We start from the raw sequence: 23745 nt of genomic DNA on the forward strand, positions 1-23745 counted from the left end.
ACTATTTCCTGCGTCGTTTTTTGTTCTGAACAGAATTGATACCGGCAACCAGGATCACCGCGATCACAATTCCGATCACAACACAGAGAGCAAGCATCGGAAGCGTCGGATTGGTGATTCCGGTAACCTTCTTCTCTGCTTTCTGAACCGCCTTCGCAGCCTTCATCGGAACTCTGTGTCCCCTCACCAGAAGTCTGTGCGTATTCACCGCATAAGGCGTACACGTAACCAGCGTTACATGATCATCCCCATCCGTGATACCCAGAGACTCTGTCTGCTCCGGAAGAACGGTAAGAATCTGATCCACCTCGTAGGCAAGCGTCTTACCCAGCACATGCAGGTAAAAAACATCTCCCTCTTCCACAAGATTCAGATCTGTAAAAAGTTTCGCACTTGGAAGTCCTCTGTGTGCCGACAAAATACAATGGGTACTCTTGCCGCCAACCGGAAGACTGCTGCCGAACAAATGACCGGCACCCTTCTCCAGAGACTCATCTGTCGTGTAATGATAGATTGGAATGCTCACATCGATCACAGGAATCTCCACATACCCCATCATTCCATCACCATTCAGGTTCAGAAGAGACTCGTATGTACTGTCCGTCTGGCCATCCCTCACGGAAAAAGCATCCGGAACACTTTCCTGCTTGATCTGTTCGTTATACTCCTGAGCTGCCTTCCACATACTGTCAATCTTCTCCGAATTATCATCCGAAGAAACACTGCTGCTATAATTACTGATCAGCAGGCTGTCCCTGTACCGGTTCCAGGCATCACTGACCATTGGATACAGCAGTATGGACAACCCTATCAGAAACAGCAAACCAAGTCCAATATAATTTTTCTTCTTATTCTTTCTCATAGGTTTCTCCATACTGTTGTATTACCATTCCGGCCCCCGAAGGGGCCGGGCGGTAAAAGCTTTACTACCTTGTTTTAATACTTGCTTTGTCGTTGCTTATAAATAATTTTTGAATTGAATCGATCCGGCAATCAAACGATTACTCCTCAGATCCTTTTCTGCGGCTGATGAAGAAAGCACCAGCAGCGCCAGCCATAACTACAACACCGATGATAGTGAAGAGGTATGTTCCCATGCCACCTGTGGATGGAAGGGAGTTGAGTTTTGTATCATTTAAACCACCTTCATTATACAATTTAGCAGTAGCAACTTCTCCGTCTACAGTAAGTGTAAGTGTCTTACCATCTGTATTAATAGAATATCCTTTTGGTGCTTTTGTTTCTTCAAAGTGATAAGAACCAACATCTAAACCTTCTACGTCAATATAACCATTTGCATCTGTCACAAGTTTTGAATCAGCACCTTCTGTATCTGGAGCATATTTATATTTTCCAGTTTTTTCTTCCTTTACGAACGTTAACGGTACTTCTTCTCCATCTTTATACAATACAAACTCAGCACCTTCCAATGCCTTATTCACATCACCATCGCCATATTTCATCAGAACTAATTCTCCAGTAAATAACTTAACCGGAACATTATTTCCGCCGTAATCTACACCTGCTGCATGGCTACCTGCTTTATTTTCTACTGTTGTTTCATTTACTTTTACGGTATAAGTAACTGTAATTTTCTTTCCAGCATTCGGATTAGCTGTATCTGCAACTAATTCACCTAAATCAACAATAAATCCATTGCCTTTATCATTTACTACGATTTCACCAACCTGGCCATCTTTGCCTTCCATTGTTACACTATTAACAGCATTTGGTCCTGTTAAATAGTAATCAGCACCAGTAATTTTATCAGTGATTGTAAATGTTCTGTTCTCTGCATTTGCTGCATCAATAAAAGGTACGTATGCTTCGATTTTATAAGTTACAATATCTCCAATTGCTACTACATGATCGGCATCTTCTGTTGTTTTATCTACAGATGTTGAAGATTTTTTAGCAATTACTTCTGTACCTGATAACGCTGGATATGGCTCGCCAAATCCTACATAAGCAGTTGCTGTTTTATAAGTATAACCTTCCTCTTCTGCTTTAATTGCATAAATACCAGCTTCACTTACTTCAATTTTTGTCTTATCTGTTAATGCTTTGAATCCAGTAAGTGCTGCAACTTTACTTAATGCTAAGTCAATATTTGCTGCTGTTACCTGTTTTGCTGTTACACCAGTCGGTAAAACAACTTTAGGATCTTGAAACTTAATTAATCCTCAGATAACTTCCTGCTGTGCATCAGCGGAATCTTGCATTCCTAATGCTTCTATGAAGCATGCTCCTGCTCCATTCGTAAATGCCCAACCAGAAGTTGTGCTCTCATCCTTTTGAATGATCTGCATATACTCAACTTTTTCTGCATTGTCAAAATTTTTAAGTTTAATTTCAACATTTGCATTTCCATCTGCAAATACCGCTGTGCACATAGACAGTACCATAATCGCTGCCACTAATAATGCACCAATCTTTTTAAATAAATTTTTCATAAGGTTTGCTCCTTTCTTTCTCTGCAATTTTTCTTTTTCTTGCCCTTCATCGGCCATTTACAATTAATGTGTTACGATCTCTTTGCTTCTTCCTCCCTCCGTTTATTATTTATAAACAACAGGAGTGCAGTTGCAAGAATCGCTACACCACTGATTGTAAATCCATAGGTTCCCGGTCCACCGGATTCTGGTAAGGAATATACCTTAGTGTTTGTAATCTGATATATAGTCTTATTATTATCTGGCTTTGATGCTACATCCTTACCATCATATTTTACTGTTATTGTTCTGTCATTTGCTACCGTAATATTCCATGGTTCAGCAGATTTCACATAACCTGTTGGCGCTTTCGTTTCACGCAGTACATACTGACCAATTGGAAGATTCTTTATAGAAATCTTTCCTCTCTGTTCTGATGTATAAGAATTAACTTGAATTTCATTTCCACTTGTATCTACCTTATATAACGCAAATTCAGCACCGGACAATTTGGTATCAGTTGTCTGACTATCAACCTTTTCAAGTTCAATATCCACAACTATTTTCTTGTTGGTAAATTTAGCAATTCCAATCTGTCCATTAGTTACGTCATTATTTCCGTCTCTGAGAACTACTTTATTATCAGTATCTGTTCCCATGGTAAACGTAATATCTGTAGCCTTCTGCTGTTGATCTCTTGCAATTACACTGTGGCAGTTTGTTCCATCAACTGTTGCAATCTCCTGCAATTCATAATGAACATCTGCGCCAAGAGATTCTACAACCTTATAATCACCTCTGGACAACTCACTTAATTTTGTATTATCAGATTCAAGTTTTGCATCGATTCCCTCTGCAAGCGTAAATACCGCTGTTGCTGTTGGTTCGTCTTTTTTAATCGTTGCAGTTGCAGTTGCAACTGTTCGATTCTTTTCATCTGTAATTGTGAAATTAAATGTTTCGTCCTGCTCAGCCACTACGTCCAGTTTTTTAATAATCTGAATACTACCGGCTACTACATTTACTACATAATTACCAGTTGCTTCCAGATTTGAATTAACCTGTGTTCCACCCTTTTCTGCATCTGGCTGCTGAACTCCTGTTCCAGACAATATAGTGCTTCTATCAGATTTGGAGTACGGATAATAAGTGACAGTCAGTTTATACTTTTCCACTTCATTTCCAACTGCTGTAGCAACATGGTTATCAGCATTATCGCCTTTAGCCAATGTATAAGTATAAGTGAAATATCCTACAGCTTCATTAGAACCTGGATAGGTATACTTATATGGCAGATTATCAGGATTATCACCAATGATTAATACCTTATCTGTTGACAAATTGCTAATCTGATCTTTCGTCAGCTCTGGCAATTTCACTTTTCCATTATCCTGTGGGTTCACAGCTGTTAATGTTTTTGTGCTACCGTTAAGTTCTACAACCGCTATCGTTTCAGCAAGCACATTTCCGTAGTTCCGCGTATTAATGGGGTCACCTTTGAAAACAGTTGTTGTATCGTTTCCAATGCTCAGACTAAGAAGCTTAACATTAACAGATGGTTGCTCAAACTTTTTAATACCACCGCCATCCAGATAAATGCCCGAATCTGCACCATTAGTAGGAATCATGTTTCCACCAATGAAGTCGTCTTTCGCCTGAATCCGGAAACTTGCATTCCAACCTTTGTCATTCTCGTTCTCTGTGGCTGCATTTCCAATTCTGGCCGCCTGTTCTTTCCAGGTAATTTTAGTTGTACCGTCACCCCGTTCAACAATCGTAACTTTTCCCACTACCGAACCTGTAGTACTATCTGTCCAGATAATTTCCTTCGATCCGTCGTTATTGGTTTTAATTTTTCCTGTTCCCAGCCTACTGTTAGTTGCCAAATCATTTAACCCATCATCCGTAAGCTTAAATCTTGCATCAATCACATCTACGATTTCTTTAGGCTGCACTGTAAACAAATCACCAATACTACCAGCAATAACATTAAATGTGTTTACTAAGTCGTTTAGACCACTAGTATCATACGCATACTTCTTAGTACCATCGCTAGATTTAGTTGCTATATATTGGCTCAGAAATTCGCTTCCGGTTATTGATTTATGACGGTAGTATTCGTATTTGTATCCGTGTCCGCTGTTACTTGATGTAGAAGAATGTCCTAATTTCCAGTTAAAACTACCCGCATCATTAAGCCCAACACCAACCGTATACAAAGTTGCCTGTTCTTTTATAGAATTCGCATTATTAACTGCATTATTGGCAACCATACAATTCCAGTTATCATTATTATTATGTCCTGGCAAACCATCTGTCATAAACACTACATACTTATTTTTTTCGTGCTTTGCACTTGATAACTGATTTCTAGCAGTCGCCAATGCAACTCCCATTGGTGTTCCACCGGAAGCATCCTTGTTATCAATTGTACGCTTTAAACTTGACACATCTTCATTGTTGTTTAATTGCTTAAATTTCGAATTCGTTATTGAAGTATTACCTCCCTCACTTCCACTATACCAGATTATTGCTATTTCACTCTCCGGTGATTTAGACTTTAAGGTATCTATAAAAGTGTTCGCTGCATTTTGTAATGCTACAAGCTTGCTAGTATTAGTATTAGCTATGCTATCATTCATAGAATCACTAGCATCCAATACCATTACTACACTCGCACCTTGTGCCTCCACATCTCCTTCGCGTCCAGTTGTTTCTGCATTCAGATTAATCTTATAAATTCTATTCTCATAATCAACAACTTTGGCTGTTTTGCTACTGGTAAGATTATTTTCGGCTTCTTCCTTCTCAGTGTAGTTAATGATCTGTTTGTTCTCAATTTCATTCGTACCATCTGCTTTATAAAGCTTAGCAGTTGCCTTATTATTTTCAACTGATACTTTTACTTTATAACTCTCTGTAGATTTAACATAGCCAGACGGTGCCTCTGTTTCTGTCAATGTATAAGTTCCGACTGAAAGATTTTCAAACTTCAAAAGACCATTTTCATCAGATGTTACATTATACGTTTTCGCTGAATCACCATCCAATGTAAGAGTAAATTTTGCTCCAGGTAATGACTGATTGCTTGTATTTACCTTTGTAATTTCGAGACTGGCTACATTGTTGCGTGTATTAGTAACCGTTACCTTCGCATCACTACCTAACTCAATTTTTCCTGATGCTTTATCAGTTGTATTAACATCCTCTGCCGCCTCAATACTGTACTCAGGATTTCCATAATCCGTTGGATTAAGATTGATCTCGTTAACCTCAAAGCTTGTTCCAGCTAAAATTTGTTCAAGAACTACTGTGTATCCTGCAGGAACTGAAGAAACAACACCATTAACTGCACTTCCACACACAGTCTTATTTTTTGCCTTCTTTAATGGTCCATTTTCACTTGTATAATAATTTCCTTCAGAATCTTGCAGATAATAATTTCCTGTATACTTCTGACCATTCAACTTTATCTCAAAATCAAATTTATCATTTACAGGAATATCCCCTTTAATCTTTTTGGTAATACACAGCTTACGACTATTTTTCTCACTACACTTGTTAGTAAAAATTACCCATGGTCTACTGCCAACTGTAGCTTCGTTAGAAATAACATTTCCATCCTGACTTGTTGTCACTTCATCATTGATGAAAACCTTATCATATTCGTTCTTTGATACACCAAGTTCTTTAATCCTATATTTCGTATTTGCCTTAAGTCCAGAAAAAGTTGCGTACTGACCAGGTTTCAATGTAAATACCTTATCCTCACTGAATTCAACTTTTCTACCATCGTCTAAAATACCATTAGGAGTTGATGGAACATAATTTTCTTTTTCATCCTTAACAAGTAACTGAAATTTAAACTTTACATCTGCATACTTCTCTTTATCTGTATTACTCAACTGTTTCTGAACCTTAACAGACCCATCCGGAACTGTTGGAAGATTGAACTTAAGCTTACAGTTGGAATCACCCTTACCTCTTTCGAGATAATAGAAATTAATTGTATGCACTGTGTAATCTTTGAAAATATCCTTTCTGCTAACAAAATCTCCTTCTTTTTCTGCTCCTGCCTCTTTAAATAAATTTTTTAAAGTATAATTGTTACTACCAACTTTAACTGTACCCTCAGCAAAATCAATAGAACCAGACACTGAATTATGAATACCACCAATATCCAACACCAAAACGCCATCGATGTAAACCCATACATCATCATCTCCAGAAAACTCAAATACCATATTATTACCATTAATTTTTCCGTCTTTTGGCTGAATGAATTTAGCTGACATTGTCATACCAAAATGGAAATCTGGAGATTTTTCTGAAATTTGAGGAATACCCCAGTATTTATGATCACCTAATGTATTGAATGGAAAGAAACTTCCATGTTTCGAACCTTGTTGTAGGTCTATTGGATCTTTACTACTTCCTGGTACCTTATATACAGTAAACTCTTTTGTATTTTTATTAAACTGTGCAAAATTTTTAGTACTATCATATTCATAGTAACCATCTGCATCTTGTTTAAATAAGTAATTTGCATCAGAATAAAACTCCTTGCCCGTACCTTCCTTCGTTGAGAATAAATACGAACTACTCTCTTTTTTACCCTTATCTACTATCGGATATGAATCTTCTCCCAATCTCTTTTGCATAATGCCAAGAGAGAGATCAGATGGCCCTCTATACTTATTATAATCCTCGTTTCCTCCATCACTTCCATTACTAAACTTCAAAGAATGACCTTCATTTATTCCAGCAGTATCGTAATTAAACATATTGATAGTAATACCTCTTTTAGCACTATCAACAGTTTCCTCCACACCATAACTACTAGTTGTCTGTACAGAAGTGAAATCATCTGCCAACCATACAACTGAGAAAGTAGAAAAACTCTCTGTTTCAAAGTTTGCACTTTCAATCTCTCCATTGTCGGTTGTACTTACTTCAGCCTGTCCATCGTTGCTCATATTAACAACTTCTGTGACATTACCATTTGCATCCTCCACAAAATGTACCAGAGATACATTCATGTTTTCCTGTGCTGTATCTGTTTCAGCTACATCTTCTGGGATTTCTGCTTCTTTGTAGGCTATAGATACCCTGACACTTCCGTTCTGCGCTTCGATCTTAGTTCCATCGTCATTCAGAAAACTAATATCGTATGCAAGAAAACCTGCTACTGTATAACTCTCATTTTCTGCACCCTCGTGAAGCTGTTTCTCGATATCTGCATACTGGTCAGAACCTTTCTCGATCGGAGTCACAACAAACTGTGCACCTTCCGGAATAACGCCCTTCGCTGCTGTTGCAGTTACAACTACATTACCAACTTCCTGGGAATAAGAAACTTCTTCGCTTTCCAGAACATCCTCAGGCTCTTCTGCCTCATCACTGCTGTCAACAACCTGTGCCATATCACTTCTTATGTAAGCCTCGGTTCCTTCCCAGGAAACCTTGTACCAGGTTGCTCCGTCCTCTGCTGTTACGGTATCCAGAAGTGTGAGCTGTGTTCCTGCGTTTACAGTTGCCAGAACCTCTGCCTCGATAGATGGGCTGACACGAAGATTCGTATCGTCTCCCTGAACCTCGATCAGGCTTGTCTCACCATTCTCATCTGCTGCCGGAACCTCATCCGGGCTCGCAATATCCTCTGCCGGTTCTTCCACCACATCCGGATTCTCTGCCGGCGCTTCGGTAGGTTCAGCATCCGGATTCTCCGCCGGAGCCTCAGAAGGCTCTGCATCAGGAGTTACCTCCGGATTCTCTGCTGCCGGTGTCTGAGCTGCATCCTGCTCAGGCTCGTCCGAAATATCCGTTCCGTCCGTAAGCTCCTCTGATGCGATAGACACCTCGTCCCCATTACCGGAAACAGCTTCCGCCTCGACATCTGCTGTCTCAGGAGAATCCCACATAACGGCAAAAACAGCTGCGTTGCCAGTCTCAACCTGAAGTGTCTGGATCTGTTTGCCCTCGTTGACATTCAGAACCTTCAGATCCTCGTTGGCCTGTAAGGTGTTAACATCAGTATCACCGGTACTGCTGTTATAATGAAGCTTCTCAACGGTTACACTCGTGCTGGCTGCATCGGTAAGCTCCGGTGCTGCCGGTGTCTTGTACTCAAAAGTTACTCTGACTCTGCCGTTCGGCTCGACTCTGTTTCCGTCGCCATCAGCAAAATACACATCATACGCAAAAAAACCTCTCAGGCTGCTGCCCTTGTCTGTGGCTGCTGCTGAAAGCTTCTGAGAAACTGTATCATAAGATACGGATGAATTCTCGTTTACGCCGTCAGCCTTCAATGCTGTATTCTGCGGAAGAGCTCCGTCCTCCAGTGCCTCTGCTGTTACTTTAACAGAATCATTTTCATATGTAAGCGTCGATTGCTGCGCCTGTTCCGTTTCCTCCTGGTCAGCGCTGCTTACATCCGGTGTCGATTCTTCGGCCGCTGGTTCAGATGTAATTTCGCCATCTGTAAATATATCCTCCGTTCCATCTCCGAACGCCTCACTCGCGGAGATCGTATATGCACTCGGCATACAGGATACCATCAACGCCAAAGCCACCATAAATGCCAGGAGTTTTCTGATCTTATTATTCCTTAATTTTTTCATACCTTTCCCGCTTTCCTGTGTGTGCATTAACGTGTACTGTATTTCTTATTACTTTACTTCTGTTTATATTCCTTTCTCTTAAAAAAGCTTCATGTTTTTAGCCGGTGAGTAAACAGGTTACACCTTTTCAATATTTTACCCTTATGTGATTGTAGTGTCAATATACCAGGCATTTTTGGTAAGGATATTGACATTATCAGATGCTATCGAAAATCAGTCTTCAACTCCTCCTTCTTAACTTACTCGTTCACTGGTTCTTTTCGTCTGATTTCTCCGATAAAATCTGACTATTCGTGATATTTATTATACAACACTACCAGTTGTTTTGTAAGGCCCGTTTTTTCAAAAAAAAGTGCCTCTGTCACTATTTTAACATAAATTTTTTCAGCTCATCCCGCTTCTTGACATTCAGCTTGCAAAAGATATCCGTAAGGTAATGCTTGACAGTATTAATGGAAATCCCCAGATGCTCTCCGATCTCCTTATTGGTCCATCCCCCACTTGCCAGCATGGCAATAGAAAACTCCATCGTCGACAGCTCCCCCGTAACCTTTCTCCGGTTTTCCGGATTATGAAGCGCCATCCAGCCCCTGCTGAAAGAAATCACACCCTCCGTGATCCGCTGATACGCCTCCGGATCCCGGTTCCGGATACAGGCCTCGATCAGCCCCCGCAAAAGCCCATGATGCTCAATAAAAGGCTCCAGAAACCCATCCATCTTCGCCAGCTCCCAGCTCCGGAGCATCTCCTCCTGTGCCTCCTGCTTATGCTTTCGGTTGATCGCACACACCGCCATCATACAGTGGATATACGTCATACTGATCGGATACGACCTCTCCGCCATAAACAAAGCAGCCTTCCCCATCCCATAAGCACTCCATATCTCCCCGTTAAGATAAGTATGGTGCGCCATCACATACGTGGCAAAAAGCCTCAGCCCCTCAGGAAGCATCCTGCTGTACTCCCCAAAAGCAGGCATCCCATCCGTAGGCAGATGAAGCAAAACCGCCCCCACATACCCCGCCAGAAGACAGGACGCATAAACATCCTTAGGAACCTTCTTCTTCATAGCAATCTTCACACAGGACTGGATTCCCTCCATCCCCCGCTTAGCCGCCGCCACATTCCCCAGCGTCAGATTAGAATACCCATACAAAATACACGCCGAAAGCTTCAGCTCAATAACCCTGCTGGACAGATACCCCCTCGTGATCTCACAACACTCCTCCGCCTGCCCCGTAAAATAAAAAAGCTCAGCCCGCGCAATATTCCTCAAATCCACATCCACAAACCCCTCAACAACCTCCCGAGCCCTCCCAGGCTCAAAAGACGAATTCAAAAGCGGCAAAACCACATAATCACACATACAACCCACTCTCCTCCAAAACCCAAGCAGCCCCCAAAAGACCACCCTCAAAACCAAACCAACAAACCTCCGAAGCCCTCACACAAGCCACATCAACACACATCCGAAGCCCATCTCTCAAGCCACATCAGCACACATCCGAAGCTCATCTCTCAACCCTCATCAGCACACATCCGAAGCTCTTCTCTCAAGCCACATCAGCATACATCCGAAGCTCATCACACAACCCTCATCATCACACATCCGAAGCTCTTCTCTCAAGTCCCACAAAACAGTCACCAAAACTCCGGATATCAATCAACCAGTCAATCAGTCAACCAATCAGGCCAACCATCTTTTTCCATAATTATAATCCAAAATACTCCAAAAATAAATTTAAATATTACACAAAAACACCTCACCCTATCCAAAACAGCCTCTATCCCCCAATCCCCTCACGACAAATCGCAAAAAGCTCACCCCACCCACATCCAACGCAGCGCCGATGCCCCACCCCGCTGGTAGACTGTCTGTCCGTTCGTCCCTCCCTCCATTCATCCCACAAAAAAAGAGCCCCCAGGCCCAAACACCCAGAAACTCTCCCAAAACCAAACAACATCATCTCCCCCTCCGCAGCTTTCTCAGTTCCCTCTCCAACCGATCCGCACGCGCCTTCTCCCTCAACGTATTCGCCCTCTCTTCACTCCGCCCCTGTTCAATCCCTTGACTGATCCCCTTATTAATCCACATCTGCTCAATCTCAAAACTCTTCATATACGCCACCGTAACCTTTCCATCCTCAAACATCTCTTCTACCTCTCCGTAGCTTCCGCAGCTTCCTCAGCTCCCTCTCCAACCGATCCGCTCGCGCCTTCTCCCTCAACGTATTCACCCTCTCTTCACTCCGCCCCTGTTCAATCCCTTGACTGATTCCCTGGCTGATTCCTTGGCTAATTCCCTGTTCAATCCCTTGGGCGATTCCTTGACTAATCCCCTGTTCAATCCCCTTATTAATCCACATCTGCTCAATCTCAAAACTCTTCATATATGCCACCGTAACCTTTCCATCCTCTTTAACAACCCTGACCATCTCCAACAACTCCCTCAAAACATCATTTACCGCATTCACCTCCCTGGTATCCTCCAAAAAACGAAGCAGCGCCACTAGCTCCTCAGGCACACCCGCACCATCTCCCTTCGTATTCAGAAAAACCGTCCTCAGCCCATCATCATACTCCATCTCCGGAATCTCCTCACACATATTCCGGATCGTATACACCATCCTACCCCGATCAAACGGATCATACGAACAGACAAAAATAACAAAAACCCTCTTAAGCTTCCCGAAACCCTCACCCTTCTTCAAACATCGGCTATCAATGATCGCATGATAAAACCTCACCCGCTTCGGCAGATCCTTCAGACTCACAACATCACCATTATTATCCGGCTCAATATCAAAAACAGAAGGATCCGCCAAAACATCCATCAGCTCCTCCTCAGCCAGAACATCAAGCCGCGCCCCGCGAAAACCCTCATCCCGGCCACCAAAAGCCCTCTGCGCAACAACCCGCAGCCTCCCGATCTCACGCCCCAGCACCACCTGCAGCAGCAACCTGCAAAACCTCTCACCAATACCAGGAAACGTCATCACCGCGTTAAACAAAAAATCATCCAGAAGATTCATATCCTCAAGCCGCTTCCTCTGCATAAGACTCCTCCTTTCACTATGATGGCAAAAGAAAAAACCTCACACAACCAACCGGCTCCTCCCCGCCATATTTATACAACCAACCATATGGGGATCAGATAGCCGAACGGCCCAGAATGTTCCCAGATATGTACCTTCAGTATAACCACCCCACCATCAAAAGTCAACAAAAAACCTTCGACAAAAACCGCCAAAACCTCATTCCACTGCATCCACCACAGCGCCGATGCCCTTCCCGGCACACCACAAGGAAACTCAGCCCCTGCAGCCATCCAGCGCAGCGCTGATGGCCCACCACCCTCCGGCACACCTCCACACCTCACACCCCAAAAAACCAGAACGGACAGACTGCCAGCGGGACGGCTGCATGGTCGGGACTCGGTGCGTCGGAGTAAGCCGCTGGTCATACTTGGCGCCTGGGGCTTCTGACGGGAAGGTACTCTGCGGCCACAAGCCGCAGAGTAAGCCCCATCTGTCTGAGCCAGGTACGCATCAGCGTACATGGCGAGTTATGGGGCGCCCTGCACGGCAGAAGACTCAGACGCTTAGTATGACCCGGCGAAACGACCGCACCAGGCACGACCATGCAGCCGCCCCGCTGGCAGACTGTCCGTTCGTCCCTCCATTCGTCCCTCCCCAACACAAAAAAAGAGCCCCCAGGTCCAAACACCCAGGAACTCTCCCAAAACTCAAATATCCAATTATCATCAATCGTTACCAGTTGTCACCAACCATCACCCAACGCGCAGCCGAAACTTCTGAATCTCCTTCTCACTGGAAACCCTCTCAATCTCAGCCCCAAGACTCCTGAGCTTCTCCTCAAAATTCTCATACCCACGCTGGATATAAACAATATCATCAACAACCGTAACACCCTCAGCAGCCAGCCCCGCAATAACAAGCGCAGCCCCCGCACGAAGATCCGGCGCACTCACACGCGCCCCCGTAAGCTTCCTCACACCATCAATAATAGCAGAGTTCCCCTCCACCTTAATATTGGCACCCATCCGGGAAAGCTCATCCGCATACTTAAACCGGTTCTCAAAAATACTCTCAGTAACAATACTCGTACCCTCAGCCAAAGCCAAAGTAACCGCGATCTGCGGCTGCATATCCGTAGGATAACCAGGATAAGGCAACGTCTTCACATGCGTACGATGAAGCACATGCGGCGCACGGACACGAACCGCATCATCAAACTCCTCAACCTCACACCCGATTTCCTCAAGCTTAGCAGTAGTAGCCTCAAGATGCTTAGGAATAACATTACGAACAGTAACATCACCACGAGTAGCCGCAGCAGCAAACATAAACGTACCAGCCTCGATCTGGTCCGGAATGATCGAATACTCCGTACGATGAAGCGTCTCAACACCACGGATACGGATCACATCCGTACCGGCACCCTTGATATTCGCCCCCATACTGTTCAGGAAATTCGCCACATCAACAACATGCGGCTCCCTCGCAGCATTCTCAATGATCGTACGACCAGCCGCCATAGAAGCAGCCATCATAATATTAATAGTAGCACCAACAGAAACCACATCCAGGAAAATATGGCTGCCATGCAGATTCTCCGCCTTGGCAACAATAGCACCATGACAGATATCAACATCCGCACCAAGAGCACGGAAACCCTTCAAATGCTGGTCGATCGGCCTGCTGCCGATATTACATCCACCCGGAAGCGGAACCTCCGCATGCTTATACTTACCAAGCAAAGCACCCAGAAGATAATAAGAAGCACGGATCTTCTTGATAAACTCATAATCCACGCTGAGATTGCCGATAGTAGAACCGTTGATCTTTACAGTAGACTTATCAATACGCTCAACCTGAGCCCCGATCTCGGAGATCGCCTCAAGCAGAACATTGATGTCCCTAACATCTGGCAGATTCTCGATCAATATAGTTTCATCAGTCATAATGGCTGCTGACAATATCGCAAGCGCCGCATTCTTCGCACCCGCAATATCCACTTCTCCAACCAGAGGATTGCCGCCTTTAATCACATACTGTTCCATAACACACCTCTATTATTTACTCCTCTATGAGCAGAAACTTTCTCTGAATTTACTGCAGGAACAAACGTTCCGCAATACCGTTTTTTAGGTCAGTTGTATATTATAACACATATTTCAGATTTGTAAACAATTTATGACGAAAACCTGTCACAACCCATGACCCGAAACACTCCAGCAAACCGTTTCCACAAGCCAACAGTTACGCCTTATCTCCCCTGTTCTTCAGTGCCTCAAGCACAACCTGGAGACTCCCCTCCAGATCCTTATCCTCTTCATCCACCACAATGTCCGCATATTTCTCATACAAAGGAACACGCTCATCATAAAGACTCGCCAGCGTCTGCCCCTCCTTGAGCACAACACCACGCCCCTTAAGATTACCAAGACGCCTGGAAAGAAGCTCCAGCGAGATCTTAAGATACACCACAACACCCTCAGACTTCAGATGCTGCATAGCCTCATCGCAGTAAACCACACTTCCACCGGTAGCGATCACCGTATTCTCCACCTGGATCGAAGCATTCACACGATTCTCGATCGCCTTGAAGCCCTCCGTACCCTCATCCTCGATGATCTTACTCAAAGTCCTCTTCTCCGCCTTCTGGATCAGAAGATCTGAGTCAATAAACTGGTACCCAAGTACCTTCGCAAGAACGACACCGATGCTGCTCTTCCCCGCACCAGGCATCCCTATCAGTGTAATATTATTCATACTGTATCCTTTCATTTTAGCATAACAGCTGCCAAATCTCAACAAACGTTACGGCTCCGCAGAACCTACCGTTTCTCTCTCCCTGCCTTTCCCGACGTCTTTAATTTCCCTGACATCCCTGGCTTTCCTGACATCTTCAACTTCCCTGACATCCCTGGCTTTCCCGACGTCTTCAACTTCCCTGACATCCCTGGCTTTCCTGAAGTCTTCAACTTCCCTGACATCCCTGGCTTTCCTGAAGTCTTCAACTTCCCTGACGTCCCTGGCTTTCCTGAAGTCTTCAACTTCCCCGCCATCTCTGCCATCTCTGATTCCCTGTCTGATTTCTTATCCAACTTCTGCTGCTTCTTCTGCTGCTTCTTTTTTACGCTGTAGCCGAAGGTTCCCACCTTCCGGCCACCCGCCAGATACTCCCCATGGGAATAAACCAGAAGACCCGCATCATTGAGACGAAACCTGTTGTTTTTATCCATATAAGCTTCATCCGCATGGACCGCAAGCACATCCGCAAGAAACATGTCATGAGACCCCAGCTCCTTCACCTCACGCACCCTGCACTCGATTGAAACCGGAGCCTCCCCGATCATCGGTGCAGAAACAAACTGCGCTTTCTCTTTCGTAAGGTTCAGCTTTCGGAACTTGTCCACATCACGTCCCGAACGGACCCCGCAGAAATCCGTTGCAAACGCCAGCTTCTCCGTTGTCAGATTGATCACAAATTCACCCGTTTTCCGGATCATATCATAGGAATAACGGGAAGGTCGGACAGAAATATAAGCCATCGCCGGATTGGTACACACCGTACCCGTCCACGCAACCGTTATGATATTATCATGCCCCTCACCATCGGTAACACTCACCATTACAGCCGGCAGTGGATAGATCATGTTCCCCGGCTTCCATAACTGTTTCGCCATTTTCCGTCACCTCTTATGCATAATCGCTGTTCATCAGCTGAGCAGCCTCCATCATAGCCGGGATCAGCTGCTTCTTTCTGGAAACCACACCCGGCAGACTGAAGGTATCTCCATCCGGTTTCCGCTCAAAAGCGATCTCCGCCATCTGCTGGCTGCCCTCCCCGTAAAACAGAAGCTCTGTAGACTCCTCCAGGATATTCGTCAGCATAAAATAAACTCTCGTGATATCATGACGGCCACACTCACTCACCATAAACGGCATCAGCTTCTCCTTGATCTCCTTAAGCTCCTCGCTGTCCATGGAACTGATCTGACCCACACCAAAGGAAACATTACCCTCACCGATAAACTTCTTGTAATCCTGATAAAAAATCTCCTCCGGAGACTTATCCTTCAGATTACTTCCCGCAGAAAACATCTCTCGGGCAAACTCCTCGATCTTGATCCCCGCGATCAGCGCAAGAGCACTGGCAGCGATCTTATCCGTCTGCGTACAGGTCGGTGAACGGAACATCAATGTATCCGAAATAATAGCCGCACAGAGAAGCCCCGCGATCTTTTCCGGGATCTCCAGTCTCTGCTCTCCGTAGATCTCATAAAGGATCGTGCCCGTACATCCCACCGGCTCATTACGAAAAGCAACCGGCGTCATAGTCTGCAAGGTACCCAGCTTATGATGATCGATGATCTCAAGGATCTCCGCCTTCTCGATATTATCAACAGCCTGATCCACCTCATTATGATCCACAAGAACCACTTTCTTTTTATGCATATCCAGAAAATTACGTCTGGAGATCGTACCGATACACTTACCATGAGGATTGATCACCGGAAACGCCCTGTGACGGTTTTTGATCATAACATCCTGGATATCATCCGTAAAATCCTCGGTATTAAACGTAACCATGTTATCCCGCTTCATAACAAAGCTGACCGGAATACTCTGATTGATCAGACGCGCAATATTAAACGTATCATACGGAGACCGGATGATCACGATATTCTTCTCATGAGCAAGCTTTATAACCTTCTCGGAAACCACGATATTCAGCCCCACGATGATACAGCTGACATTCTGGCTGATCGCCTGAAGATGATCCTCCTCACGGTCACCCATGATGATCATATCATCCTCCTCAACGTAGCCCTCCAGCATCTTCGGGTTGGCAGTACCGACAAGCACACGCCCCTTCACAAAATATCCGTGTCCGTTACCTTCCACCACTTCACCGCCAACAGTCTCGGCAATTCTCTGATACTGCGTCCTCGCATTGGAAAGAAGATAACTGTCTGTAGTATCCATATAGGTCTTTGCGATATCACCAATCGTCACAAGCCCCTCCAGACACCCATCCTTATCCCGGATCGGAAGAGAAACGATCCCGTTCTCCTGCATCAGATCCCAGGTATTCTTCAGCGACATATTCTTATCCGCCTGCGGACTGGTCCGGATATCCATATCCTTGACCTGCGTACCGATATTCCCCAGATAAGCCGGCGGCTGTACGCCAAAACGGTTCAGCACATACCTGGTCTCCTCATTGATCTGCCCCGCTCTCTTCGGGATATATTTTTTATTCTGCGTAGTTCTGTTCTTAATATCCGCATAAGCAATAGCCGAACAGATGGAATCCGTATCCGGATTCTTATGTCCGATTACAAATATTCTCTCCGGTTTTTTCATACACATCCATCCTTTTTCATCCAAAATAATCATAATTTAATATTTGCAAACAAAGCACCCAGGGAAGTAGTAGCCTCTTCCCCCGACTCCGGAAGCTCAAAAGACTCCTCCTCAACCTCCTTAGCCATCAGATCCGATGCCTCTTTAATACTCAGGCTCAGCTTACCATCCTTGATCGCGATAACCTTCACCTTAACCTTATCCCCAACACTCAAAACCTCAGAAGGCTTCCGGATCCTCTTCTCACAGATCTGAGAAATATGCACCAGCCCGGAAACCCCGTTCCCAAGTTCCACAAAAGCACCATACGGCTGCAAACTCTCAACCGTACCCTCAGTCACAAAGCCAACCTGGATATTGGAAATCTTATTCCGTTTCTCCACCTCAGCCCTCTCACGAAGAATCTCCCTCGCCGAAAGCACCAGCCTCTTCTTCGCCTTATCAGCCTCGATCACCCGCACCTGGATCGGCTTATTCAGAAACACCTCAGTGTCCTCAACAAACTCCAAAGCAAGCCTCGACGCCGGAATAAAACCACGGACACCCTCAACATAAGCAATGGCACCCCCGTTAACGATCCCCTTCACAACAACATCCAGCACCTCACCCGAATCCTGAAGCTCCTTCAGCCTGTCCCAGGCAAGCACATCCGCAGCATCCGCTCTGGAAAGAAGAATATTCCCCTGACCATCATCCCTGCGAAGAACCATCGCCTGAACCTCATCCCCCGGCTGAACAGCCTCTTTAATATTAAACCCCGGCACCCGGGAAAACTCCTCCACCGGAATAAAACCCTCAGCATAAAACTTAAGGTCAAGAACAACCCCCGACTCATCCACACTCACAACAGTCCCGGAGATAATATCCCCCTCATCGATCCTCTTAAAAGAAGCCTCCAGCTCCCTCTCAAAATCCTTCATAGACTCCGCCATATCCAGACCTCCCATTCAAACAAAAACCCAACCACCGCCGCCCCAAACCAGACGACAGCACTATAATCCTAATCATTATAGCATGCACACCCCACCCGCGCTATATTTTTTGCACTGGAAATTTCTTAACCCCTTTATTTCTCTCCAACGCACAGGACAGACTCAGATCAGCCCATTTATCACACCCTTGATGCTTTCTTTGTTTCTCTCCAACGCACAGGACGGACTTAGATCGTAAGCGTCAAATAAAACAGTGTATAGAAAAATAACCGTCAGCCTTTTATACTAAAAGGTCAACGGTTATCGACAGAATTCTTTTACAAGAGGATTCCAAGGCAAATAATCATCCAGATATTCAGGATGTTCAAGAAAAGCACTCCCCGGCATGTCGGACAGGATATATTTTATATATTTCATCGGGGCAAGCCCATTCGCTTTCGCTGTCTCTACCAGTGTATAGATTCCTGCACTGGCTTCCGCCCCTTTCGGACTGCCGGAGAACAGCCAGTTCTTTCTGCCGATCACAAAGGGACGGATACAGTTTTCCGCAAGCGAATTACTGATGGAACAATTCCCGTCTTCCAGATAATTCCAAAAACCTTCGCGGTTATTTAAGGCGTAATGAAAAGCTTTTGAAAGTTTGGATTTCGGCAGCTCTCCGATGGCACTTTTTTCTGCCCATGACCAAAAAGCCTCGAGAAGCGGTTTCTCGCGGATAAGACGTTCTTTTTTCTTCTGATCAGGAGGGAGCGCCTCCAACTCTGACTCTATGTTAAAGAGTTGATTCAGACGGAGGATTGCTTCCGCTGCTTTTGATGCTTCCGAATTATGGATGTCTTTTGGGAGCGCATCCACGAAAGCCCGGCGCAGATGCGTATAGCAAAGACATCTTTTTACTCCTGAAACTGCATTGTATCCGGAGTAAGCGTCTGTATGGATATAACCTTCATATTCCCTCAGAAACGCTTCCGGATATTTCCCGCTTCGTCCCGGCTGGTACTCGAAGTAGCGGATGGGATTTACGGCATCTCTGATGCTGCAGTAAACCCACATATAGGAATCGGACGTATTTTTCCGTCCCGGTTCTTTCAGCACCTGTACATGTGTTTCATCGATATGAAGGTATCTCTGTTTCAGAAGTTCCAGCTTCAGACGGTGGACGATGTGTATAAGCCAGTCCCGATAGACAACCAGAAGCCAGTTTGACATAGTCGCTCTGCTTAAACGTAATCCCAAAGCCTCCCATTCTTTTTCCTGTCTGTACAGCGGGATGCTTAATTCAAACTTCTGGTGGATGAGCCAGGTGATGGTAGATGCAGATGCCAGAGAATGCAGGACGGGAGGATATGGCACCGGAGCCTTCTCCATATAAAGAGTTCCGTTTTTCCGGCATGACCTGCATTCATACGTTTCCCGGTAATGGTCAATCACCTTGAGTTTTGCAGGGATAAACTGTACTTCTGTGCGGACGAATTCTTCCCCTACTTTCACCATCGTACTCCCGCAGTTATCGCATATCTGTTCCCTTTCATCTATGGTATGGAGTACTTTGCTGTGAGGGAGATTTTTTACCAGTTCTTCCCGCTGACCGGTGTACTTCCTTTTACGTAGGTGCTTCTCTATCTCAACAAGCTCCAGTTCGTGTGCATCAGGATCCGCACAGGTTTCGATTTCATTAAAAAGAGACATCTGCCCCTCGATTTCGAGAGTAGATGTCTTCTCGGATTTTGTTCCATAAAGTTTACGGGTCAGGAAATCAACCTGCTCTTTCAGGAGCCGGACCTGCTGTTCCAGTTCTTTGATATGATTTTTATACTCCTGTTCCGTAGCTGACATAACCTGAAAACCCTTTCGTTTCGATAGGATTATTATAACATAGAATCGTCAGATTTCCCAGCATTTCTAAGGATTTTCAGTATTTTCAGACTTATGCGGGAGCCATTTCTGAACCGCCTTTGGCTGCTCCGGGTTCAAACCTTCCAGAAGCCAGCGCAGCTGCTGATCAGAAATCTGTTTTGCTTCTTCGCCGGTCCGCGGCCATTGGAGACGTCCGTTTTCGTACCGTTTGTATAAAAGGCAGAAACCGTCTTCCTCGTAATGGACTGCTTTGATCCGGTCAGCCCTCTTTCCACAGAACAGGAATAAGGAATTGCTGTAAGGATCCAGTTTGAAGTTGTACTGGATGATATCCAGCAAGCCATTGAGCTGCTTCCTCATATCGGTGTAGCCGCATCGGATATAGATTTTCTCCACATGGGAAAGATCTCCTAACATGACTGCACGGCTTTCAGAATGTTTTCCAGCATCTGGGCAGATGTGCCTTCATAAAGTTCCACTGTTATGGATCCGATATGAAGTATGGCTGCAGGAGTGGAACGGGAAATGTTTCTGTCCGGAAGTGAAAGCTCCGCAAACTCAGCCGGGGATTCCGTTAAAGCAGTTGACTGTTGGTCTGTACACATGTGGATGCCGTTTTTCTTACGGGGCACTTCTTCCAGGGCAAGCTTTCGAATTTTGGAAAGCCAGTAATAATAACTTTTCAAAGAGATATCGTGTTGTTCACACCAGATCTGATTTGTCAGTCCTGAGGCCCTGCATTGCCGTATTACATCCAGCCAGTATTGAAGTTTCACCTGTTTGTCTGGAGTCAAAGAAGAAAGATTCATAAGCCTGCTCCTTAGATTAGATTTAGAGTTTTTAGAGTCAACTCCCAAAACTCTAATCAATAGTTTACATGCAACAGCCAGAAATTTCGATACACCCTCTTATTGGACGCTTACCTTAGATCAGCCCATTTATCACAACCTTGATGCTTTCTTTATTTCTCTCCAACGTACAGGACGGACTTAGTACGATTCCAGAATTTCTTTGTAGTGCATCCTTTTTGTTTCTCTCCAACGCACAGGACGGACTGCCGGAGGGGCGGCTGCATGGTCGGGACCCGGTGCGTCGGAGTAAGCCGCTGGTCATACTTAGCGCCTGAGGCTTCTGACGGGAAGGTACTCTGCGGCCACAAGCCGCAGAGTAAGCCCCATCTGTCTGAGCCAGGTACGCATCAGCGTACATGGCGAGTTATGGGGCGCCCTGCACGGCAGAAGACTCAGACGCTTAGTATGACCCGGCGAAACGACCGCACCAGGCACGACCATGCAGCCGCCCCTCCGGCAGTCCGTCCGTCCCTCCCCACCCACAAAAAAAAGAGCCCAAAAAAGGCCCAAAAACGAGGAGTGCCCCGGTAGTGGCTTACCGGGGCGATTATTATGAAAAAAATTGTATGTGTAATGATACAGATACACACCATTACAGCGTCTTTCGTAACGTTCTTTCGAACTATCCCTATACTACCAGACAAATATGAACAAACAATGAACATCTCGTAAACAATTAGCGCATTTGCACAATTTTTTCAAAAACACCCTCCCCCAATTTATAAAAACACCACATTCACAAACAAAACCAAGCCCCTAAACATTGTACATATTGTACATCTCAACCAAACAAACCAACAACAACCCCAACAAAAGAGCCACAACCCTCACCCTCTAACAAAAACTCCATGTCCTAAATCTCCATCAAAAGTTCCATCCAAACACCATCACCGCCGTGAAAGCATCCCCTTAATAAACTCAATCGCCTTCTCAAAAATATTCTTCACATCAGACTTCGTAACACCCATATCCTTCAAAGTACTATAAGCATCACTCACATACCCCTTGATCTGATCATCACTCATCTCGATCCCACGGAACTTACTGATAATATTAACCAGCGAACTCTTATCATCCTCATTAAGACTCACCCCAAAATGATCCGCAGCCTCATCGATCCCCTGAGAAATCTCATCATCCGTGATCTGGTTAGAATCAAAAAGCCCCTTCACATAAACAATGATATCCCCAACCTTATCCGGATCAGAAGCAAGAGACCCAACCTCATTATCCTTCAGGATCTCCTCCGCCTGACTCATAACAGAACCGGAATCAGACGCCATAACCATCATCGGAGATGTACATGAAATAACGCCCGCAATAACCAAAGCTGTAACCTTGTTCAATCTTCTCATAATATTCAACCTCCATACGGGCACCAGCCCTTATTAAAAATTTCCTTTTACTATTTTTAACTATCTTTTACTGCCTTTTTATTACCTCATCATTACCTTTTCGACGCCCCTCAGTATACCACACACACCCACCCCTCTGTAAACCTCAATTTTCCCCATTCCCACCCACACCATTCAGACTTTATGTATATCACCAAAAATATATTCACAATATTTTCATATTTTAAACAAACTTTCCTAACATCTCATCAGTAAAATAAAAAATGTAAATTTTTCATTACTTACTTATGTCTGACACCTCAGACATAACCTCCTTTCTATAACAAATATATAGGTCCGGACAGGAAACCTCTCCAACATTCCCGTCCGGAAACGCAAAAAGAACCCGGAACAGCTGCCCGGGCTCTTTTTGCGTTTATCATATATTAATTTTTCTCATCATAAATACAGTTGGCAAGCATCGCAAACTGCTCCAGAGTCAGCGCCTCACCCCTGATATTCAGCGGAAGATCACACCTGTTGAACACATCCTCGATCTCCTCCTTACTCAGGGAAAAATCTCCGGAATTTCTGATCCCGTTCACAAGCGTCTTTCTCCTCTGGTTAAAAGATGCACGGATCAGACGGAACATAAGCCCCTCATCCTTCACATCCACCGGCGGCTTCTCATAACGCGTCAGCTTGATCACCGCACTTCCAACCTTCGGCCGCGGCATAAAACAGTTCGGCGGTACATTCGCAACGATCTCCGGCTTCGCATAATACTGCACAGCCAGGGAAAGCGCACCGTAATCCTTGGTACCGGGACCAACCTGCATACGGTCTGCAACCTCCTTCTGCACCATGACAGTGATCGAATCCACAGGAACATTCTTCTCAAAAAGCCCCATGATGATCGGAGTCGTAATATAATACGGCAGATTCGCAACCACCTTCACAGGCTTGCCGCCGTTTTTCTCATCTGCGATCTTTTTGATATCCGTTTTCAAGATATCGTTATTGATCACGGAAACATTATCCCAGTCCTTCAACGTATCCTTAAGGATCGGGATCAGCGAACTGTCGATCTCCACAGCAGCCACCTCTCTGGCAGCCTCCGCAAGATACTGGGTCATAGTTCCGATACCCGGACCGATCTCCAGTATAAAATCATCCTTCGTGATACCCGAAGACTCAATGATCTTTTCCAGAACATGCTCGTCGATCAGAAAATTCTGACCAAACCTTTTCTGGAAAACAAAATGATACTTTTGAAGGACTTCAATGGTATATTTCGGGTTACCAAGATAAGGTCTGGCCATA

The 23745-nt window shown here is 44.8% G+C and carries 17 protein-coding genes and 1 pseudogene; all 18 read right to left on the bottom strand.

Annotated elements, in window-relative coordinates:
* Position 1 precedes the first annotated feature (1 nt).
* The 18 genes and pseudogenes from BN3261_RS13345 to rsmA all read right to left on the bottom strand — a co-directional run bounded on the left by BN3261_RS13345 (position 2) and on the right by rsmA (position 23744).
* Positions 2-862 (bottom strand): class C sortase, encoded by an 861-nt coding sequence (locus tag BN3261_RS13345; RefSeq protein ID WP_235812386.1) that lies wholly within the window; start codon positions 860-862, stop codon positions 2-4.
* A gap of 139 nt (positions 863-1001) precedes the next feature.
* Complete coding sequence (locus tag BN3261_RS17765; protein WP_199874144.1) at positions 1002-2177, bottom strand: SpaH/EbpB family LPXTG-anchored major pilin; 1176 nt, start codon at positions 2175-2177, stop codon at positions 1002-1004.
* Between the two features lie 6 nt (positions 2178-2183).
* Positions 2184-2453: a hypothetical protein gene (locus BN3261_RS13355; protein WP_199874121.1), complete on the bottom strand. Its 270-nt coding sequence runs from the start codon at positions 2451-2453 to the stop codon at positions 2184-2186.
* A 71-nt stretch (positions 2454-2524) separates the two neighbouring features.
* Entirely contained in the window at positions 2525-9052 is a 6528-nt protein-coding gene (locus tag BN3261_RS13360) for a SpaA isopeptide-forming pilin-related protein (protein WP_059086506.1), read from the bottom strand.
* 364 nt (positions 9053-9416) lie between these two features.
* Positions 9417-10418 carry a helix-turn-helix transcriptional regulator gene (locus tag BN3261_RS13365; protein WP_059086507.1) on the bottom strand — a complete coding sequence of 334 codons (1002 nt, stop codon included), beginning with the start codon at positions 10416-10418 and terminating at the stop codon, positions 9417-9419.
* Between the two features lie 597 nt (positions 10419-11015).
* A complete protein-coding gene (locus BN3261_RS13375; RefSeq protein WP_059086509.1) occupies positions 11016-11204 on the bottom strand; it encodes a hypothetical protein in 189 nt (62 codons plus the stop codon).
* Positions 11197-12108, bottom strand: a complete 912-nt coding sequence (locus BN3261_RS13380; RefSeq protein WP_059086510.1) for an Rpn family recombination-promoting nuclease/putative transposase — start codon at positions 12106-12108, stop codon at positions 11197-11199. Before BN3261_RS13380 ends, BN3261_RS13375 begins: the two co-directional genes overlap by 8 nt.
* A gap of 71 nt (positions 12109-12179) precedes the next feature.
* Entirely contained in the window at positions 12180-12416 is a 237-nt protein-coding gene (locus BN3261_RS13385) for a hypothetical protein (protein WP_199874122.1), read from the bottom strand.
* Between the two features lie 426 nt (positions 12417-12842).
* Positions 12843-14135, bottom strand: a complete 1293-nt coding sequence (locus BN3261_RS13390; protein WP_021651440.1) for a UDP-N-acetylglucosamine 1-carboxyvinyltransferase — start codon at positions 14133-14135, stop codon at positions 12843-12845.
* 199 nt (positions 14136-14334) lie between these two features.
* Positions 14335-14847, bottom strand: coding sequence for a shikimate kinase (locus tag BN3261_RS13395; RefSeq protein ID WP_059086952.1), 513 nt, complete (start codon positions 14845-14847; stop codon positions 14335-14337).
* Positions 14848-15173: 326 nt separating this feature from the next.
* Positions 15174-15764, bottom strand: a pseudogene (locus BN3261_RS13400) (flavin reductase family protein); the annotation flags it as partial.
* 13 nt (positions 15765-15777) lie between these two features.
* Positions 15778-17448 (bottom strand): putative manganese-dependent inorganic diphosphatase, encoded by a 1671-nt coding sequence (locus tag BN3261_RS13405; protein WP_044961512.1) that lies wholly within the window; start codon positions 17446-17448, stop codon positions 15778-15780.
* A 29-nt stretch (positions 17449-17477) separates the two neighbouring features.
* Positions 17478-18380, bottom strand: a complete 903-nt coding sequence (locus BN3261_RS13410; RefSeq protein ID WP_015526560.1) for a 30S ribosomal protein S1 — start codon at positions 18378-18380, stop codon at positions 17478-17480.
* Positions 18381-18680: 300 nt separating this feature from the next.
* Positions 18681-20216: an IS66-like element ISRob1 family transposase gene (locus BN3261_RS13415; RefSeq protein WP_059085161.1), complete on the bottom strand. Its 1536-nt coding sequence runs from the start codon at positions 20214-20216 to the stop codon at positions 18681-18683.
* Positions 20217-20282: 66 nt separating this feature from the next.
* Positions 20283-20633, bottom strand: a complete 351-nt coding sequence (gene tnpB, locus BN3261_RS13420) for an IS66 family insertion sequence element accessory protein TnpB (RefSeq protein WP_199874089.1) — start codon at positions 20631-20633, stop codon at positions 20283-20285.
* Between the two features lie 14 nt (positions 20634-20647).
* Positions 20648-21046: an IS66 family insertion sequence element accessory protein TnpA gene (gene tnpA, locus BN3261_RS13425; RefSeq protein ID WP_059085159.1), complete on the bottom strand. Its 399-nt coding sequence runs from the start codon at positions 21044-21046 to the stop codon at positions 20648-20650.
* Positions 21047-21975: 929 nt separating this feature from the next.
* Positions 21976-22443, bottom strand: a complete 468-nt coding sequence (locus BN3261_RS13435) for a DUF1002 domain-containing protein (RefSeq protein WP_015526559.1) — start codon at positions 22441-22443, stop codon at positions 21976-21978.
* A gap of 425 nt (positions 22444-22868) precedes the next feature.
* On the bottom strand, positions 22869-23744 hold the full coding sequence (rsmA, locus tag BN3261_RS13440; protein WP_015526558.1) for a 16S rRNA (adenine(1518)-N(6)/adenine(1519)-N(6))-dimethyltransferase RsmA: 876 nt from the start codon (positions 23742-23744) through the stop codon (positions 22869-22871).
* Position 23745 lies beyond the last annotated feature (1 nt).

The sequence above is a fragment of the Blautia massiliensis (ex Durand et al. 2017) genome (genome assembly GCF_001487165.1).
GTDB classification, from domain to species: Bacteria; Bacillota; Clostridia; order Lachnospirales; family Lachnospiraceae; genus Blautia_A; species Blautia_A fusiformis.

Bases quoted from the DNA above. Each gene is read 5' to 3' on its own strand.
- BN3261_RS13345 (WP_235812386.1), bottom strand. From the start codon at position 862: ATGAGAAAGAATAAGAAGAAAAATTATATTGGACTTGGTTTGCTGTTT.
- BN3261_RS13360 (WP_059086506.1), bottom strand. From the start codon at position 9,052: ATGAAAAAATTAAGGAATAATAAGATCAGAAAACTCCTGGCATTTATG.
- BN3261_RS13390 (WP_021651440.1), bottom strand. From the start codon at position 14,135: ATGGAACAGTATGTGATTAAAGGCGGCAATCCTCTGGTTGGAGAAGTG.
- BN3261_RS13415 (WP_059085161.1), bottom strand. From the start codon at position 20,216: ATGTCAGCTACGGAACAGGAGTATAAAAATCATATCAAAGAACTGGAA.
- BN3261_RS13395 (WP_059086952.1), bottom strand. From the start codon at position 14,847: ATGAATAATATTACACTGATAGGGATGCCTGGTGCGGGGAAGAGCAGC.
- tnpA (WP_059085159.1), bottom strand. From the start codon at position 21,046: ATGAATCTTTCTTCTTTGACTCCAGACAAACAGGTGAAACTTCAATAC.
- BN3261_RS13375 (WP_059086509.1), bottom strand. From the start codon at position 11,204: ATGTTTGAGGATGGAAAGGTTACGGTGGCGTATATGAAGAGTTTTGAG.
- BN3261_RS13365 (WP_059086507.1), bottom strand. From the start codon at position 10,418: ATGTGTGATTATGTGGTTTTGCCGCTTTTGAATTCGTCTTTTGAGCCT.
- BN3261_RS13355 (WP_199874121.1), bottom strand. From the start codon at position 2,453: ATGAAAAATTTATTTAAAAAGATTGGTGCATTATTAGTGGCAGCGATT.
- rsmA (WP_015526558.1), bottom strand. From the start codon at position 23,744: ATGGCCAGACCTTATCTTGGTAACCCGAAATATACCATTGAAGTCCTT.
- BN3261_RS13435 (WP_015526559.1), bottom strand. From the start codon at position 22,443: ATGAGAAGATTGAACAAGGTTACAGCTTTGGTTATTGCGGGCGTTATT.
- BN3261_RS13405 (WP_044961512.1), bottom strand. From the start codon at position 17,448: ATGAAAAAACCGGAGAGAATATTTGTAATCGGACATAAGAATCCGGAT.
- BN3261_RS13380 (WP_059086510.1), bottom strand. From the start codon at position 12,108: ATGCAGAGGAAGCGGCTTGAGGATATGAATCTTCTGGATGATTTTTTG.
- BN3261_RS13410 (WP_015526560.1), bottom strand. From the start codon at position 18,380: ATGGCGGAGTCTATGAAGGATTTTGAGAGGGAGCTGGAGGCTTCTTTT.